The sequence below is a fragment of the Pseudomonas sp. B611 genome (assembly GCF_055407965.1).
The window spans coordinates 369,815-386,202 of record NZ_JBUZST010000005.1 but is presented as its reverse complement, the minus strand read 5'-3'; the positions used below and the strand labels follow the sequence as shown (position 1 = coordinate 386,202).

At 61.3% G+C, this 16,388-nt stretch carries 16 protein-coding genes; 14 read left to right on the top strand and 2 right to left on the bottom strand.

All coding sequences use genetic code 11. The features are described from left to right. Positions 1–80 precede the first annotated feature (80 nt). Positions 81–1,034, top strand: coding sequence for an XdhC family protein (locus ACZRMO_RS14500; protein ID WP_463973297.1), 954 nt, complete (start codon positions 81–83; stop codon positions 1,032–1,034). After that, entirely contained in the window at positions 1,031–1,615 is a 585-nt protein-coding gene (locus ACZRMO_RS14495; protein ID WP_463973296.1) for a nucleotidyltransferase family protein, read from the top strand. Before ACZRMO_RS14500 ends, ACZRMO_RS14495 begins: the two co-directional genes overlap by 4 nt. A 126-nt stretch (positions 1,616–1,741) precedes the next feature. Here ACZRMO_RS14495 and rne read toward each other — a convergent pair whose 3' ends face one another. After that, positions 1,742–4,882, bottom strand: a complete 3,141-nt coding sequence (gene rne, locus ACZRMO_RS14490) for a ribonuclease E (protein WP_463973295.1) — start codon at positions 4,880–4,882, stop codon at positions 1,742–1,744. A gap of 759 nt (positions 4,883–5,641) precedes the next feature. On the opposite strand from rne, the gene rluC reads away from it, so the two are divergent. Genes rluC through ACZRMO_RS14475 form a run of 3 tightly spaced genes read left to right on the top strand, consistent with a single transcriptional unit; the run spans position 5,642 to position 8,255 of the window. Further along, on the top strand, positions 5,642–6,601 hold the full coding sequence (gene rluC / locus ACZRMO_RS14485; protein WP_017737764.1) for a 23S rRNA pseudouridine(955/2504/2580) synthase RluC: 960 nt from the start codon (positions 5,642–5,644) through the stop codon (positions 6,599–6,601). After that, positions 6,588–7,250: an HAD-IA family hydrolase gene (locus ACZRMO_RS14480; protein WP_463973294.1), complete on the top strand. Its 663-nt coding sequence runs from the start codon at positions 6,588–6,590 to the stop codon at positions 7,248–7,250. The genes rluC and ACZRMO_RS14480 overlap by 14 nt, the downstream gene beginning before the upstream one ends. 21 nt (positions 7,251–7,271) lie before the next feature. Beyond that, positions 7,272–8,255: a S49 family peptidase gene (locus ACZRMO_RS14475; protein ID WP_463973293.1), complete on the top strand. Its 984-nt coding sequence runs from the start codon at positions 7,272–7,274 to the stop codon at positions 8,253–8,255. A gap of 133 nt (positions 8,256–8,388) precedes the next feature. Here ACZRMO_RS14475 and ACZRMO_RS14470 read toward each other — a convergent pair whose 3' ends face one another. Beyond that, a complete protein-coding gene (locus ACZRMO_RS14470; protein WP_463973292.1) occupies positions 8,389–8,967 on the bottom strand; it encodes a Maf family protein in 579 nt (192 codons plus the stop codon). Between the two features lie 105 nt (positions 8,968–9,072). On the opposite strand from ACZRMO_RS14470, the gene ACZRMO_RS14465 reads away from it, so the two are divergent. The 9 genes from ACZRMO_RS14465 (at position 9,073) to mltG (ending at position 16,369) form a co-directional block, all read left to right on the top strand. After that, positions 9,073–9,603 carry a YceD family protein gene (locus ACZRMO_RS14465; protein ID WP_017737760.1) on the top strand — a complete coding sequence of 177 codons (531 nt, stop codon included), beginning with the start codon at positions 9,073–9,075 and terminating at the stop codon, positions 9,601–9,603. 13 nt (positions 9,604–9,616) lie between these two features. Then, on the top strand, positions 9,617–9,799 hold the full coding sequence (gene rpmF, locus ACZRMO_RS14460; protein WP_008152339.1) for a 50S ribosomal protein L32: 183 nt from the start codon (positions 9,617–9,619) through the stop codon (positions 9,797–9,799). A 4-nt stretch (positions 9,800–9,803) separates the two neighbouring features. Next, entirely contained in the window at positions 9,804–10,814 is a 1,011-nt protein-coding gene (gene plsX / locus ACZRMO_RS14455; RefSeq protein ID WP_463973291.1) for a phosphate acyltransferase PlsX, read from the top strand. Positions 10,815–10,940: 126 nt separating this feature from the next. After that, a complete protein-coding gene (gene fabD, locus ACZRMO_RS14450; protein ID WP_122514644.1) occupies positions 10,941–11,879 on the top strand; it encodes an ACP S-malonyltransferase in 939 nt (312 codons plus the stop codon). A 31-nt stretch (positions 11,880–11,910) separates the two neighbouring features. Continuing rightward, positions 11,911–12,654: a 3-oxoacyl-ACP reductase FabG gene (gene fabG / locus ACZRMO_RS14445; RefSeq protein ID WP_124528226.1), complete on the top strand. Its 744-nt coding sequence runs from the start codon at positions 11,911–11,913 to the stop codon at positions 12,652–12,654. Between the two features lie 191 nt (positions 12,655–12,845). Next, positions 12,846–13,082 (top strand): acyl carrier protein, encoded by a 237-nt coding sequence (gene acpP / locus ACZRMO_RS14440; RefSeq protein ID WP_003175607.1) that lies wholly within the window; start codon positions 12,846–12,848, stop codon positions 13,080–13,082. A 125-nt stretch (positions 13,083–13,207) separates the two neighbouring features. After that, complete coding sequence (gene fabF / locus ACZRMO_RS14435; RefSeq protein ID WP_463973290.1) at positions 13,208–14,452, top strand: beta-ketoacyl-ACP synthase II; 1,245 nt, start codon at positions 13,208–13,210, stop codon at positions 14,450–14,452. Further along, the gene (gene pabC / locus ACZRMO_RS14430) at positions 14,452–15,267 is read left to right on the top strand and encodes an aminodeoxychorismate lyase (RefSeq protein WP_463973289.1); all 816 of its coding nucleotides are present in this window, start codon (positions 14,452–14,454) and stop codon (positions 15,265–15,267) included. Before fabF ends, pabC begins: the two co-directional genes overlap by 1 nt. Before the next feature lies 1 nt (position 15,268). Continuing rightward, complete coding sequence (gene mltG / locus ACZRMO_RS14425; RefSeq protein WP_463973288.1) at positions 15,269–16,369, top strand: endolytic transglycosylase MltG; 1,101 nt, start codon at positions 15,269–15,271, stop codon at positions 16,367–16,369. Positions 16,370–16,388 lie beyond the last annotated feature (19 nt).

The following is a 16,388-nucleotide window of genomic DNA, read 5'->3' as shown; positions in this document are numbered from 1 at the left end:
CGGGGCGTTTGCGTTTCTGGCGGTTTTTTTGTTTTACAGTGGGGCATCTGTTTTGCGTGGTAACGCTTGCTGGAGGTTTGATGGACAGCGTGGATCTGAATGTCCTGCGCAGCGTGCTCGAATGGCGCCGTGCCGGGCAGCGCGTGGTGTTGTACAGCGTGGTGCAGACCTGGGGCAGCGCACCGCGCCCACCGGGGGCGATGCTGGCCTTGCGCGGCGACGGGGTGGTGATCGGCTCGGTGTCGGGTGGTTGCATCGAGGATGACTTGATCGCCCGCTTGTACGACGGCCGGCTGGCTGACGATGGGCCGCCCGTGCAACTGGTGACCTACGGTGTCACCCGCGATGAGGCGGCGCGCTTTGGCCTGCCGTGCGGCGGCACCCTGCGCCTGACCGAGGAGCGGGTGGAGGAGTGGGCGTGGGTGGCAGAGCTGCTGGCGCGCTGTGAGGATCATCAGATGGTCGCCCGTGAGCTGAACCTTGCCACCGGCGAGGTCACGCTGAGCGCCGCGAGCAAGGCCGATGCGCTGACATTCGACGGCGAACGCCTGCGCGCCATCTACGGCCCGCGCTGGCGCCTGCTGCTGATCGGCGCCGGCCAACTGTCGCGCTACGTGGCGCAGATGGCACGGCTGCTGGATTTCGAGGTATTGATCTGCGACCCGCGTAGCGAGTTCGTCCACGGCTGGGAGGAACAGCACGGCCGCTTTGTGCCGGGCATGCCTGACGAAGCGGTGCTGACTATCCAGACCGATGAACGCACGGCCATTGTCTGCCTGACCCATGATCCGCGCCTGGATGATATGGCGTTGCTCACGGCGCTCAACTCCGATGCGTTCTATATCGGCGCCCTCGGGTCGCGGGTCAACAGCCAGAAACGCCGGGAAGACCTGGCGGCGCTGGGTTTGTCGGCACAGGCGATTGCGCGCTTGCACGGGCCGATTGGCGTGTATATCGGCAGCCATACGCCGGCGGAGATTGCCCTGTCGTTGCTGGCGCAAATTGTGGCGATCAAGAATGGTGTGGTGGCGTGACAGTCACGGCGATTGTGCTGGCGGCGGGGCAGGGCAGCCGGTTCCGGGCCGAGGCAGGTCAGGATAAGTTGCTCGCGGATTGCGTGGGCCTGGACGGTGTGACGCGGCCGGTGATCGAGCAGGTGTTGCTGAGCCTTCCGACGCGCATTGAGCGGCGCTGGGTGGTGACCTTGCCGGAGCGGCATGAAGTCATTCGGCTGGCCAGGGCCTATGGTTGCGAGGTGCTACTGCTGGAATCGGCAGGCATGGGTGACAGCCTGGCGGCGGCGGTTGCGGCCAGTGGCTCGGCTGATGGTTGGCTGGTGGTGCTTGGGGATATGCCGTTCATTCGGTCGTCGAGTATTGAGCGGGTGAGTGATGGCGTGAAGGTCGATGGCATCAGCGTGCCGGTGCAGGCGGGGCAGTATGGGCATCCCGTGGCGTTTGGCCGGGCGTTTGGGCCGGGGTTGATGGCGCTGAGGGGTGATCGTGGGGCCAGGTCATTGTTTGCGCAGGCGTCGGTGCATGAGGTTGTGGTGGATGATCCTGGCGTGCTGTGGGATGTGGACGTGCCGCAGTCCTTGAGCTTCAAACCAATCTGAATGTGGGAACACGGCTTATGTGGGAGCAGGCAAGCCAGCTCCCACATCGGATCTTTGGTGTCTTTCAGACCGCATAAAAAAGCCCCGCCTGATCTCTCAGGCGGGGCTTTTTAGTCGCTGATGGAATCAGGCGAGAGGTTTGGTCTCGTGTTCTGCTTCCTGTGCAGCGGCGGCTGCCGCTGCTTCAGCTTCCTTGCGACGACGGCGCACTTCACGTGGGTCGTTCGGCGCACGGCCGTTTTCGGTCAGGGCGCTGGCCGGAGCGGCTTCGACCACCACGGCGGCGACCTCGGCAACCACTGCCACTTCAACCACTGGCGCAGGCTCGACTACCGGTGCAGGTTCAGCCACTGGCGCAGGTTCTGCTACCACGACTTCTTCGGCAACCGGAGCCGGCGCTTCTTCTACCACTGGGGCAGGCGCTGGTGCTTCAACCGGAGCAGCGGGTTCGGCAGTCCACTGGAAGGCGGTCTGTTCTTCACGAACTTCGCGTACTTCTGGAGCCGCTTCGACAACCGGTGCTTCAACCACCGCTTCTACCACTGGCTCAGGCTCAACCACTGGGGCTGGCTCAACCGCAACCACTTCAACGGCTGGCAGGGTTTCTTGTACCGGTGCAACTTCCACTTCCGCAACAACCGGAGCTTCGATTGGAGTGGTTGCTTCCACGACTGGCGCTTCAACCACCGGTGCTTCTACCACTGGGGTTTCGGCGACTGGCGCTTCAACAACAGCGGTTTCTTCGACGGCAGCGGTAGCACGCTCAGCCTGCTCGTGGGCCTGGGCTTCAGCAGGTGCGCTGATGACCGAGCTGGCAACGGCAGCGGTCACGGCCAGGCCGGCAGCCAGTTCGCTGCCAGTGGCTTCGCCGGTAGCAGCTTCAGCGTTCTCGCCGGCTTCTTCCGAGCCTTCGATCACGTTGCCGTTGGCATCACGCTGACGCTCACGACGGTTGCTGCGACGACGCTGGCCACGGGAGCGGCGGCGTGGGCGATCGCCTTCGGCGCCGTCCTGACCGTCTTCCTGCGACTGCTCTTCAGCGGTCAGCACTTCTTCGTCTTCGCTGGCAGCGGCTTGCTCGGCACGTGGCTGGCGCTCTTCACGCGGTGGGCGTGGAGCACGTTCTTCACGTGGCGCGCGTTCTTCGCGTGGCTGGCGAGCCGGGCGCTCTTCAGCAACAACGGCGGCGCCTGCAGCGGCAACAGCCGGTGCTGCGTCCAGTGGCTCGCGCAGTTCACGTACGCGTTCTTCACGCTCGCCACGTGGCTTGCGATCTTCACGCGGAGCACGTGGCGTACGTGGTGCGCGCTCTTCACGCGGTGCACGTTCTTCGCGAGCTACGGCCGGGGTTTCTTCACGGGCTTCGCGCGGGGCACGTTCTTCACGCGGTGCGCGTTCTTCACGTGGCGCACGCTCTTCGCGCGGCTTGCGTTCTTCGTCACGACGACCGTTGCGGTTACGGCTCTGTTGACGGCCGTTGCGACGCTCTTCGTTGCGTGCTGGACGCTCGGCGGCTGGTTTCTCAACCACCACCGGTGCAGCAGGCTCTTCTTTGGTAGCGAACAGGCTGACCAGCGACTTCACCAGGCCTTTGAACAGGCTTGGCTCAGGCAGGACGGCCGGTGCGGCAACCGGTGCAGCGGCTTCAACCGGAACCGGTGCGTTGGCACGGGCCGGCGCGGTCTTCACGGCCGCTTCCTGGCGAACCAGAGTGCGGGTCGCAGCGGCTGGCTGGACTTCTTCCACTTCGGCAGCGGCAGCGGCGATTTCGTAGCTGGACTGGCCGCTGTGGGCCTCCGGGCTGTCATCACGCAGGCGCTGGACTTCGAAGTGCGGCGTCTCGAGGTGATCGTTCGGCAGGATCACGATACGGGCACGGGTGCGCAGTTCAATCTTGGTGATCGAGTTGCGTTTTTCGTTGAGCAGGAAGGCTGCAACCGGGATCGGCACTTGCGCGCGGACTTCGGCGGTGCGGTCTTTCAGGGCTTCTTCTTCGATCAGGCGCAGGATCGCCAGGGACAGCGATTCAACGTCACGGATGATGCCGGTGCCGTTGCAACGCGGGCAGACGATGCCGCTGCTTTCGCCCAGGGACGGACGCAGGCGCTGACGGGACATTTCCAGCAGGCCGAAGCGCGAGATACGGCCGACTTGCACGCGGGCACGGTCGGCTTCCAGGCATTCGCGGACTTTCTCTTCCACGGCGCGCTGGTTCTTGGCTGGGGTCATGTCGATGAAGTCGATCACGATCAGGCCGCCGATATCACGCAGGCGCAACTGGCGGGCGATTTCTTCAGCCGCTTCCAGGTTGGTCTGCAGGGCGGTTTCTTCGATGTCGCTACCCTTCGTGGCACGCGCCGAGTTGATGTCGATGGACACCAGGGCTTCGGTCGGGTCGATCACGATGGAGCCGCCGGAAGGCAGTTCGACGACGCGCTGGAAGGCGGTCTCGATCTGGCTTTCGATCTGGAAACGGTTGAACAGCGGCACGCTGTCTTCGTACAGCTTGATCTTGCTGGCGTACTGCGGCATCACCTGGCGGATGAAGGTCAGGGCTTCGTCCTGGGCTTCAACGCTGTCGATCAGCACTTCGCCGATGTCCTGGCGCAGGTAATCGCGGATGGCGCGGATGATCACGTTGCTTTCCTGGTAGATCAGGAACGGCGCGGAACGATCCAGGGACGCTTCTTTGATGGCGGTCCACAGTTGCAGCAGGTAGTCGAGGTCCCACTGCATCTCTTCGCTGCTGCGGCCCAGGCCGGCAGTGCGCACGATCAGGCCCATGTCGGCCGGTGCGATCAGGCCGTTCAGCGCTTCACGCAGTTCGTTGCGCTCTTCGCCTTCGATGCGACGGGAAATGCCGCCGGCACGTGGGTTGTTTGGCATCAGGACCAGGTAACGGCCAGCCAGGCTGATGAAGGTGGTCAGGGCGGCGCCCTTGTTGCCACGTTCTTCTTTTTCGACCTGGACGATGACTTCCTGGCCTTCGCTCAGGACGTCCTTGATGTTCACGCGGCCTTCGGGGGCTTTCTTGAAGTATTCGCGGGAGATTTCTTTGAGGGGCAGGAAGCCGTGGCGCTCGGAGCCGAAATCGACAAAGGCAGCCTCAAGGCTTGGTTCGATGCGAGTAATACGGCCTTTATAGATGTTGGCCTTCTTTTGCTCGCGTGCACCGGATTCGATGTCCAGGTCGTAGAGGCGTTGGCCATCTACCAGTGCAACACGCAACTCTTCGGGTTGAGTTGCGTTAATCAGCATTCTTTTCATGTTGTACCGTCGGTTTCCGGGCTGCCGGAAACGGCGTTCGGCACACACGACTTCTCACGGTCGGTGTCAGGTGCGTCAAGAGTGGTTGGCCACTCCAGTGTCCAGCAAATACAGGCCAATTGGGCCGGTATCGCGACGGACGCGTCCTGCTTGTTAGCGGCGGTGACAAAGGCACCACTTCAACAAAAGCTAAGGTCAGGAGGAGGAATCAACCGGCGACTGTGGACGAGATGAAGCGTCTAAATATAAGCCTAGTGCTACACGGTCCGACGGTTGTGCATCTCCACCCTACACGTATCCCTGATAATTCGGGTGCTGCCGCGCGCAGAATCCGCAGCGGGTTGGCATTTACCGTGTTTTCCAATGGGGAGAACACGCTCATGGCTAAACAAGACTGGGTGTGGGCGATTGCGCTCCCACTCAGCTCTTAACAGGCGTTGTTTCCGAAGCATTCGCCATGGTCTGGCTCAAGACTGACTGCACTTTGTGAACTGGCCGTAAATATCGGCGCAAAACGCGAGTATTCACTCTGCTTTCTGCACTCGCTTCAGGCCTCATGTCACCTGCGCTCGTTACAATCCTGAGCTTTCCAAGGTGGCGAAAGCCCCGTAGGACGGCCTCGCGTCCTGATGAATTGCGATGGTCAGGGCCGGCTGTGTGCCGCATGTCCTCTGGCCAGGCCGCTTTTGGCGGCGTTCGCGACTATAGCAGCAATGATTAAGTGCTTCAATTCCATAAAAAATTGTTATCATCGCCGGCATGACGACTACCGCCCCCCAGACCCCCAGCGTCCAGCTGCTTGAGGTCTCGCCGGAATATGCCGGCCAACGCATCGACAATTTTCTCCTGGCCAGGCTCAAAGGCGTGCCCAAGACCTTGATTTACCGCATCTTGCGTAAAGGTGAAGTGCGGGTGAACAAGGGCCGGATCAAGCCCGAGTACAAGCTGCAGGCGGGCGATATCGTCCGCGTGCCGCCGGTACGCGTGCCCGAGCGTGACGAGCCTGTGCCATTGGCCCAGGGCTTGTTGCAGCGCCTGGAAGCCTCGATTGTCTACGAAGACAACAAGCTGATCGTGATCAACAAGCCCTGCGGCATTGCCGTGCACGGTGGCAGTGGCCTGACATTCGGCGTGATCGAAGCCTTCCGTCAGTTGCGCCCGGATGCCAAGGAGCTGGAGCTGGTCCATCGCCTGGACCGTGACACCTCCGGCCTGCTGATGATCGCCAAGAAACGCAGCATGTTGCGCCACCTGCACACCGCCCTGCGTGGCGATGGCGTGGACAAGCGCTACATGGCGCTGGTGCGTGGCAACTGGGCCAGCTCGATCAAAAGCGTGCGTGCGCCTTTGCAGAAGAGCAACCTGCGCTCCGGCGAACGCATGGTCGAAGTGGACGAGGAGGGCAAAGAAGCCCTGACCCTGTTCAAGGTGCTGCGCCGCTTCGGTGACTTCGCCACGATGGTCGAGGCCAAGCCGGTGACCGGTCGTACTCACCAGATCCGTGTGCACACGCTGCATGCCGGGCATTGCATTGCTGGCGACACCAAGTATGGCGACGAGGACTTCTCCAGGGAGATCCGCGACCTGGGCGGCAAGCGCCTGTTCCTGCACGCCTACATGCTCACTGTGCCGCTGCCCGATGGCGGCGAATTGAAGTTGCAGGCCCCGGTCGATGAGATGTGGGCCAAGACCGTGGAGCGTTTGAGTGTCGCACCTTGACTACAAGCTGCTGATTTTTGATTGGGACGGGACCCTGGCCAATTCGATTGGCCGGATCGTCGAGTCGATGCATGCTGCGTCGACCCGCTCGGGCTTCGCGTTGTGCAGTGACCTGGCGGTCAAGGGCATTATCGGCTTGGGCTTGCCCGAGGCGATCCGCACCTTGTATCCCGAGATCAGTGACGCCGAGCTGATCGCCTTCCGCGAGCACTACGCCGATCACTACATCGCGCTGGAGGCCGAGCCTTCGCCGCTGTTTGATGGCGTGGTGCAGTCCCTGGCCGCGTTCCGTGCCGAGGGTTACCAGCTGGCCGTCGCCACCGGCAAGGCCCGTCGCGGGCTGGACCGTGTGCTCAAGGCCCACGGTTGGGAAGATTATTTCGACATCACCCGTGCTGCCGATGAAACCGCCAGCAAGCCGCATCCGCTGATGCTGGAGCAGATCCTGGCCCATTGCGGCGTATCGCCGCGCCAGGCGCTGATGGTGGGTGATGCTTCCTTCGACCTGATGATGGCGCGCAATGCGGGCATGGACAGTGTCGCGGTCAGCTATGGTGCCCAGGCCGCCGAGGCCTTGCAGCAATACGAACCGCGGCTGACGATCGATCATTTTTCCGAATTGCAGGCCTGGCTCGGCCGGGCCCAATAAGTCTTTGCTGGGGTTAATGGCATGAGTGATGAGTGGAAAGCGCCCGAAAAGGCCCAGAGTGGTGACGACAAGAGCTGGAAGCTGCTGGAGAAAACCCTCCTGGCCAGCGTCCAGGAGCAACGTCGTTCGCGGCGTTGGGGGATTTTCTTCAAGCTGCTGACCTTCACTTACCTGTTCGGCATGCTGGTGTTGTTCAGCCCGCTGGTGGACATGGAGAAAAGCGCCACCCGTGGCAGCCATTACACCGCCTTGATCGAAGTGCGTGGGGTGATTGCCGACAAGGAGTCCGCCAGTGCCGACAATATTGTCGGCAGCCTGCGCACCGCGTTTGAAGATCCCAAGGTCAAGGGTGTGATCCTGCGCATCAACAGCCCTGGCGGCAGCCCGGTGCAGTCGGGTTATGTGTATGACGAGATTCGCCGTCTGCGTGCCCTGCACCCGGATACCAAGCTGTACGCGGTGATTTCCGACCTGGGTGCCTCCGGCGCCTATTACATCGCCAGTGCCGCCGACCAGATCTATGCCGACAAGGCCAGCCTGGTGGGTTCCATTGGTGTGACGGCGGCCGGTTACGGCTTTGTCGGCACCATGGAGAAGCTGGGGGTGGAGCGTCGCACCTACAACTCGGGTGAGCACAAATCGTTCCTTGACCCTTTCCAGCCGCAAAAGGCGGATGAAACCCAGTTCTGGCAGGGCGTGCTCGACACTACCCATCGCCAGTTCATTGCCAGCGTGAAGCAAGGGCGTGGCGATCGCTTGAAGGATAAGGATCACCCAGAGCTGTTTTCCGGGTTGGTCTGGTCGGGCGAGCAAGCGTTGCCGCTGGGCCTGATCGACGGTCTGGGCAGTGCCAGCTCGGTGGCGCGCGATGTCATCGGCGAGAAAGAGCTGGTGGACTTCACCGTGCAGGAATCGCCGTTTGACCGGTTCTCCAAGAAGCTGGGTGCCAGCGTGGCAGAGAAACTCGCGCTGTATATGGGCTTCCAGGGGCCGACCCTGCGCTGAGATTCTGAACCTGTTGTAGATCTAAATGTGGGAGCGGGCTTGCTCGCGAATGCGGTGTTTCAGTCACCTGATGTATTGGCTGACCCACTGCATTCGCGAGCAAGCCCGCTCCCACATTTGCTTTGCGGTGTGCTTAAGGGATTTGCACACCCTCGACCAGCAGCATATCCACCAGTCGAATCAATGGCAGCCCGATCAAGCTGGTCGCATCCGCCCCTTCGGTACTCTGGAACAGGCTCACCCCCAACCCTTCAGCCTTGAAGCTGCCCGCACAGTCGTACGGCTGCTCGATCCGCAGGTAACGCTCGATTCGCTCGGCGTCCAGCACGCGCATCTGCACCGTGAACGGTACACAGTCCACCTGGCAGTGCCCTGTCTCGCTGTTGAGCAGTGCCAGGCCGGTCAGGAAACTCACGCGCTTGCCGCTGGCGGCCAGCAACTGTTCACGGGCGTTCTCGAAGGTGTGGGGCTTGCCGATGATCCGTCCGTCGAGCGCTGCTACTTGGTCGGAGCCAATGATCAAATGCCCCGGATGAGCGGCGGCAAGCGCGCGGGCTTTCTCTTCGGCGAGGCGTTTGACCAGCTCGACGGCAGACTCATTGGCGCGATGGCTTTCGTCAATATCCGGCGAGCTGCAGATGAACGGCAAGTGCAGGCGGCCGAGCAATTCCCGGCGATAAACCGAGCTGGAAGCGAGTAATAAAGGCAGCATGGGCGTCTCCTCAAGGCAGTCGCGGATTCTAGCGAGGAGTCCAGGTGACGGACAGGGCTGAATTTCCTTTGACATGGCTGGGTGCATCCCTATAATGCTGCGCCTATGTTGAATGACCCGATTCCACCTCACGTTGACCCGCGCAAATTGGCAGATCGTGGCACTTCCCTTCAAGGTGAATTGCTGCTGGCCGATTTGGAGAGACTCTGCGACCCGCTTTCCGACACTGTCGGTACGGTGCAGGCGAAATTCGTTTTTGAACGAGATGAACGTAAATCTGTGGTAATTCACAGCTTTATCGACACCGAGGTCAAAATGGTTTGCCAGCGTTGTCTTGAGCTGGTCACCCTGCCGATTCACAGCGAATGCAGTTACGCTGTGGTGAAGGAGGGTGCGAATACCCAGTCGTTACCGAAAGGTTATGACGTGCTGGAACTGGGCGAAGATCCATTGGATCTGCATGCACTGATCGAGGAGGAGCTCTTGCTCGCCTTGCCCATTGTGCCTGCTCATCATCCGGAAGAATGCCAGCAGCCGGAGGGGCTCGATGACGAGCCCGAACCGAGCGAGGACGAGGTAACGCGGTCCAACCCGTTCAGTGTATTGGCGCAGTTAAAGCGTGACCCAAACGTTTAGGAGTTAATCAATTATGGCTGTTCAGCAGAACAAAAAATCCCGCTCTGCCCGTGACATGCGTCGTTCGCACGACGCCCTGACGGCGAGCACTCTGTCTGTAGAAAAAACCACCGGTGAAATTCACCTGCGTCACCACGTATCGCCAGAAGGCGTATACCGTGGCCGTAAAGTGATCGACAAGGGCGCTGACGAGTAATCACTTGTCTGCTCTAGTCATCGCGATAGACGCAATGGGCGGGGACTTCGGTCCCCGCAGCATTGTTCAGGCCTGCATTGCCAGCCTGTCTGCAACGCCCTCGCTGCACCTGACCCTCGTTGGTCAACCCTCCTTACTTGAAGACCTGATTGCCAGCCATCCGGCGGTGGATCGCGCGCGCCTGACAATTACGCCAGCCAGCGAAACCATCACCATGGATGAAAAGCCGGCGGCTGCCCTGCGTGGCAAGCCTGACTCTTCAATGCGGGTGGCCCTGGAGTTGCTGCGTGATGGCATGGTGCAAGCCTGCGTCAGTGCTGGTAACACGGGAGCGCTGATGGCGTTGTCGCGTTATGTGCTCAAGACCTTGCCGGGCATTGATCGCCCGGCGATGGTCGCGGCGATTCCGACGCAGAAAGGCTATTGCCAGCTGCTGGACCTGGGCGCAAACGTCGATTGCAGTGCCGAGCATCTGTTCCAGTTTGCGGTGATGGGCTCTGTGGCCGCCGAAGCACTGGGCGTGGCGCGGCCGCGGGTGGCCCTGCTGAATATCGGCACCGAAGACATCAAGGGCAACCAGCAGGTCAAGCTTGCGGCCACGTTGTTACAGGGCGCGCGCGGCTTGAACTACATCGGTTTTGTCGAGGGGGACGGTTTGTACCGGGGCGAAGCGGATGTGGTGGTGTGCGACGGATTTGTCGGCAATATCCTGCTTAAATCCAGTGAAGGCCTGGCGACGATGATCGCCACGCGCATTGAAGCGCTGTTCAAGCAGAACGTCGCTTCACGCCTGGTGGGTGCTTTGGCGCTGCCATTGATGCGCCGCTTGCAGGCTGACCTGGCGCCGGCGCGGCATAACGGTGCGAGCTTTCTCGGCTTGCAGGGCATTGTGGTGAAAAGCCATGGCTCGGCCGGTGTGGAAGGCTTTCAAAGTGCGATTGCGCGGGCTGTGATCGAGATCCAGGAAAACCTGCCGCAACGCTTGCACGGCCGTCTCGGGGACCTGTTGCCTTAGGCGAATCGGCCCGAAAATGCTTAAATGTGACCGGCCAGTTCAATTGACCATCCAATTTGTCAGTTTCGTGCGCTCCCACCGTAGGCGCGTTCATTTTTGACGACCAGATCATTAGGGGCTTGTTACATGTCTACATCCCTCGCATTCGTCTTTCCAGGGCAGGGTTCGCAGTCCCTCGGCATGTTGGCCGAGCTGGGCGCGCAATACCCGCTGATCCTGGATACCTTCAAGGAAGCTTCCGACGCCCTGGGTTACGACCTGTGGGCACTGACCCAGCAAGGGCCGGAAGAGCAACTCAATCAAACCGATAAAACCCAGCCGGCCATCCTGACCGCTTCGATCGCCCTGTGGCGCTTGTGGCTGGCAGAGGGCGGCGCGCGTCCGGCATTCGTTGCCGGTCATAGCCTGGGCGAATACAGCGCCCTGGTGGCGGCGGGCAGCCTGACGCTCGCGGAAGCGGTCAAGCTGGTCGAGCGCCGTGGCCAATTGATGCAAGAAGCCGTTCCGGCCGGGCAGGGCGGCATGGCCGCTATCCTGGGTCTGGACGACGCCGTGGTGATCGAAGCCTGCGCCGAAGCGGCCCAGGGCGAAGTGGTCAGCGCGGTGAACTTCAACTCACCTGGCCAGGTTGTGATCGCCGGTGCCAAGGCCGCAGTCGAGCGCGCCATCGAAGGCTGCAAGGCCCGTGGCGCCAAGCGTGCGTTGCCGTTGCCGGTAAGCGTGCCGTCGCACTGCGAGCTGATGCGCCCGGCCGCCGAGCGTTTTGCCGAGTCCATCGCCGCCATCAACTGGCAGGCGCCGCAGATCCCGCTGGTGCAGAACGTCAGCGCGGCCGTTGCCGCTGATCTCGACACCCTCAAGCGCGACCTGCTGGAGCAACTCTATAAGCCAGTGCGCTGGGTTGAATCGGTGCAGACCCTGGCTGCCAATGGCGCCACCGAGCTGGTCGAGTGCGGCCCGGGCAAAGTCCTGGCCGGCCTGAACAAGCGCTGCGCCGACGGCGTGTCGACTGCCAACCTCAATACCCCGGATGCCTTCGCTGCCGCTCGTGCAGCACTGGCCTGAGCCTTTATTTACGAACTTGGGAGAAGCCTGCATGAGTCTGCAAGGTAAAGTTGCACTGGTTACCGGCGCCAGCCGTGGCATTGGCCAGGCGATCGCCCTGGAACTGGGCCGTCAGGGCGCCGTTGTGATCGGCACCGCCACTTCCGCTTCGGGCGCCGAGCGTATCGCCGCGACCCTGAAGGAAAACGGCGTGCAAGGCACCGGCCTGGAGCTGAACGTGACCAGCGATGAGTCCGTGGCTGCTGTGCTGGCCCAGATCACCGCAGAGTTCGGCGCGCCGGCTATTCTGGTAAACAACGCCGGTATCACCCGCGACAACCTGATGATGCGCATGAAAGACGACGAGTGGTACGACGTGGTCGATACCAACTTGAACAGTCTGTTTCGCCTGTCCAAGGGCGTTCTGCGCGGCATGACCAAGGCGCGTTGGGGCCGAATTATCAATATTGGCTCCGTAGTGGGTGCCATGGGCAACGCAGGCCAAGTAAACTACGCGTCCGCCAAGGCCGGTCTGGAAGGTTTCAGCCGGGCATTGGCACGTGAAGTCGGTTCGCGGTCGATTACGGTCAACTCGGTGGCCCCTGGGTTCATCGACACCGATATGACCCGCGAACTGCCGGAAGCACAGCGTGAAGCCTTGCTGACGCAGATTCCGCTGGGCCGTCTGGGTCAGGCTCAAGAGATCGCGAATGTGGTGTCTTTCCTGGCATCCGACGGTGCGGCATACGTGACTGGGGCTACAATCCCGGTTAACGGCGGGATGTACATGAGTTAAATTGTGACGGATCGCTTCAAAAAAATGTCATACGAGCTGTCTAAAATCCGTTATAAAGCTGCAACTTAATTTAGAGGCGGGTGGCCGAACGGGTAGGTGGTGAAGCTTTCAGTTGAAAAGCTGAAAAGGCTTTCTATACACTTACCCACTGGCCAGCTGCCTGAATTTGTCCATTAGGAGTTAAACAAGGTATGAGCACCATCGAAGAGCGCGTCAAGAAAATCGTTGCCGAGCAACTGGGCGTTAAAGAAGAAGAAGTGGTCAACACTGCTTCCTTCGTAGAAGACCTGGGTGCCGATTCCCTTGACACCGTTGAGCTGGTGATGGCTCTGGAAGAGGAATTCGAGACCGAAATCCCGGACGAAGAAGCTGAAAAAATCACTACTGTTCAAGCTGCTATCGACTACGTTACCAGCCATCAGGCGTAATAGTTTTTAGTCGTCGCTTGCTGTTGGGAAAAACCGCACTGCTGTTACAGCGTGCGGTTTTTTCTTTAGCTCTGACGAAAAGTGGTTTTGAAGCGAAGTGTCGTCATTAGAAAAAGGAGAGTGCTGTGTCGCGTAGACGCGTCGTAGTCACCGGTATGGGTATGTTGTCGCCACTGGGTACGGATGTGCCGAGCAGTTGGCAGGGCATTCTGGCTGGCCGCAGTGGTATTGGTCTGATTGAACACACGGACCTTTCTGCCTATTCCACCCGTTTTGGCGGCTCGGTAAAGGGTTTCAATGTCGAGGAATATCTCTCGGTCAAAGAGTCCCGCAAGCTCGACCTGTTCATTCAGTACGGCCTGGCAGCCGGTTTTCAGGCAGTGCGTAACGCCGGCCTGGAAGTCACCGACGCCAACCGTGACCGCATTGGCGTGGCCATGGGCTCGGGTATTGGTGGTCTGACCAATATCGAAGAAACCAGCCGCATCTTGCACGATACTGGCCCCCGTCGAATTTCACCGTTCTTCGTGCCGGGCTCGATCATCAATATGATTTCCGGTTTCCTGTCCATCCACCTGGGTGCACAGGGGCCTAACTACGCCATTGCCACGGCGTGCACCACGGGTACGCATTGCATCGGCATGGCGGCGCGCAACATCGCCTACGACGAAGCAGACGTGATGATTGCCGGTGGCGCCGAAATGGCCGCCTGCGGCCTCGGCATGGGCGGCTTCGGCGCGTCCCGTGCGCTGTCCACCCGCAACGACGAGCCTACCCGTGCCAGCCGTCCGTGGGACAAGGGCCGTGACGGTTTCGTCCTGTCCGACGGTGCCGGTGCCCTGGTGCTGGAAGAGTTGGAGCACGCCAAGGCGCGTGGTGCCACCATCTACGCCGAGCTGATCGGTTTTGGCATGAGTGGCGACGCCTATCACATGACTTCGCCACCGTCCGACGGTGCCGGTGCTGCACGTTGCATCAGCAACGCCCTGCGCGATGCGAAGATCAATGCCGATCAGGTGCAGTACATCAACGCCCACGGCACCTCGACACCGACGGGCGATCTGGCGGAAGCCGAGGCCATCAAGTCGGTGTTCGGCGAGCATGCCTACAAGCTGGCGGTCAGCTCGACCAAGTCCATGACCGGTCACCTGTTGGGTGCGGCGGGCGCCGTCGAAGCGATCTTCAGCGTCATGGCCATCAAGGACCAGGTCGCTCCGCCGACCATCAACCTGGATGAGCCGGACGAAGGTTGCGACCTGAACTTCGTGCCGCACGAAGCGCAGCCGATGCCAATCGACGTGGCGATTTCCAACTCGTTCGGCTTTGGTGGCACCAACGGTTCCCTGGTGTTCCGCCGGTTCGCCGAGTGATGGAAAGCTGGGTCGACGGTCAGCCAGCGGACAGCGTGCCCCTGAAAGATCGCGGCCTGGCCTATGGCGATGGGCTGTTCGAGACCATCGCCGTCAAGGCCGGGCAGCCTGTGCTGCTCGACCGTCACCTGCAACGTCTCGACGGCGGTTGCAGGCGCCTCGCTTTAGCTGCGGATCACGGCTTGATCCGCAGCGAAGTGCTGGCCTATGCCGCCGCCCTTGGCGATGGCGTGCTCAAGTTGATCCTCACCCGCGGCGACAGCCTGCGCGGTTATGGCATCAACCCCGGCGCCCCGGTGCGCCGTATCTTGCAGGGCAGTCCGCCCGCTACCTATCCCCCCGCCCATGGAACCGACGGCATCCGCCTGTTTCCGTGTGCCACCCGTTTGGCCGAGCAACCCTTGCTGGCCGGCCTCAAGCATCTCAATCGCCTGGAGCAAGTGATTGCCCGCGCCGAATGGCAGGATGCCGAGCACGCCGAAGGCTTGATGCTGGATGTGTCCGGTCGCGTTATCGAAGGTGTGTTCAGCAACCTGTTCCTGGTGTGCAACGGCTTGTTACTAACCGCTGATCTGACGCGTTGCGGGGTTGCTGGCGTCATGCGCGCCGAGATCCTGGTCCATGCCCAAACCCTGGGCGTCCCGGTGGCCGTGGCTGACATCAGCCTTGAGCAGTTGCGACAGGCTGATGAAGTCTTTGTCTGCAACAGCGTTTATGGCATTTGGCCGGTGCGCGGCTGCGCTGCGATGAGCTGGCCGGTTGGGCCGCTCACCCGTAAACTGCAGGGCATTGTTCGCGCGCTATTGGATATTTGAGTTGATACGAAAACTGGTTGTACTGCTGCTGGTCGGTGTGTTCTCGGCGGCGTTGCTGTTGGGCTATGGCGCCTGGAAATACGATGCTGCCCTCAAGCAGCCCCTGAACCTGACCCAGGAGCAATTGCTCGATGTACCGGCAGGGGCGACCCCCACCGGTACCTTCAATCGCCTTGAAGCCGACGGCGTGCTCGACGGCGCGTTCTGGCTGCGCCTGTACTGGCGCTTCAACCTAGATGGCCAGCCTCTGCACAGCGGTGAATACCGCATGACCCCCGGCATGACGGCCCAGGGCTTGATCGGCCTGTGGCAGCGTGGCGAAGTGGTGCAATACAGCCTCACGCTGGTGGAAGGCTGGAATTTCCGCCAGGTGCGCTCGGCGCTGGCCAAGCATGAAAAGATCGTACAAACCCTGTCGGGCCTGACTGACAGCGAAGTCATGGAGAAACTCGGCCACCCCGGCGTGTTCCCTGAAGGGCGGTTCTTCCCCGATACCTACCGCTTCGTGCGCGGGATGACCGACGCCGAGTTCCTGAAAAAAGCCTACAACCGCCTGGACGATGTGCTCGCCCAGGAGTGGAGCAAGCGTGCCCCAGATGCGCCCTACACCGAGCCCTATCAAGCGCTGATCATGGCGTCGCTGGTCGAGAAAGAGACCGGCGTGCCGGAAGAGCGCGGCCAGATCGCCGGCGTGTTTGTGCGCCGCCTGAAGATCGGCATGCTGCTGCAGACCGACCCGACGGTGATCTACGGCCTCGGCGAGCGCTACAACGGCAAGTTGACCCGCGCCCACCTCAAGGAAGCCAACCCTTACAACACCTACATGATTGCCGGCTTGCCGCCGACGCCGATCGCCATGGTTGGCCGCGAGGCGATCCATGCCGCGCTGAACCCGGTGCCGGGCAGCAGCCTGTATTTTGTCGCCCGTGGCGATGGCAGCCATATTTTCTCCGATGACCTGGATGCCCATAATGCCGCCGTGCGTGAGTTCCAACTCAAGCGCCGCGCCGATTACCGCTCCAGCCCGGCGCCCGTGGTAAAACCGGCGGAAGAGGCGGCGCCTGCGGCCGACACGCCCGCCGAGCTGCAAAGCCCGCAATGACTCTGACTAAGGACTGCCT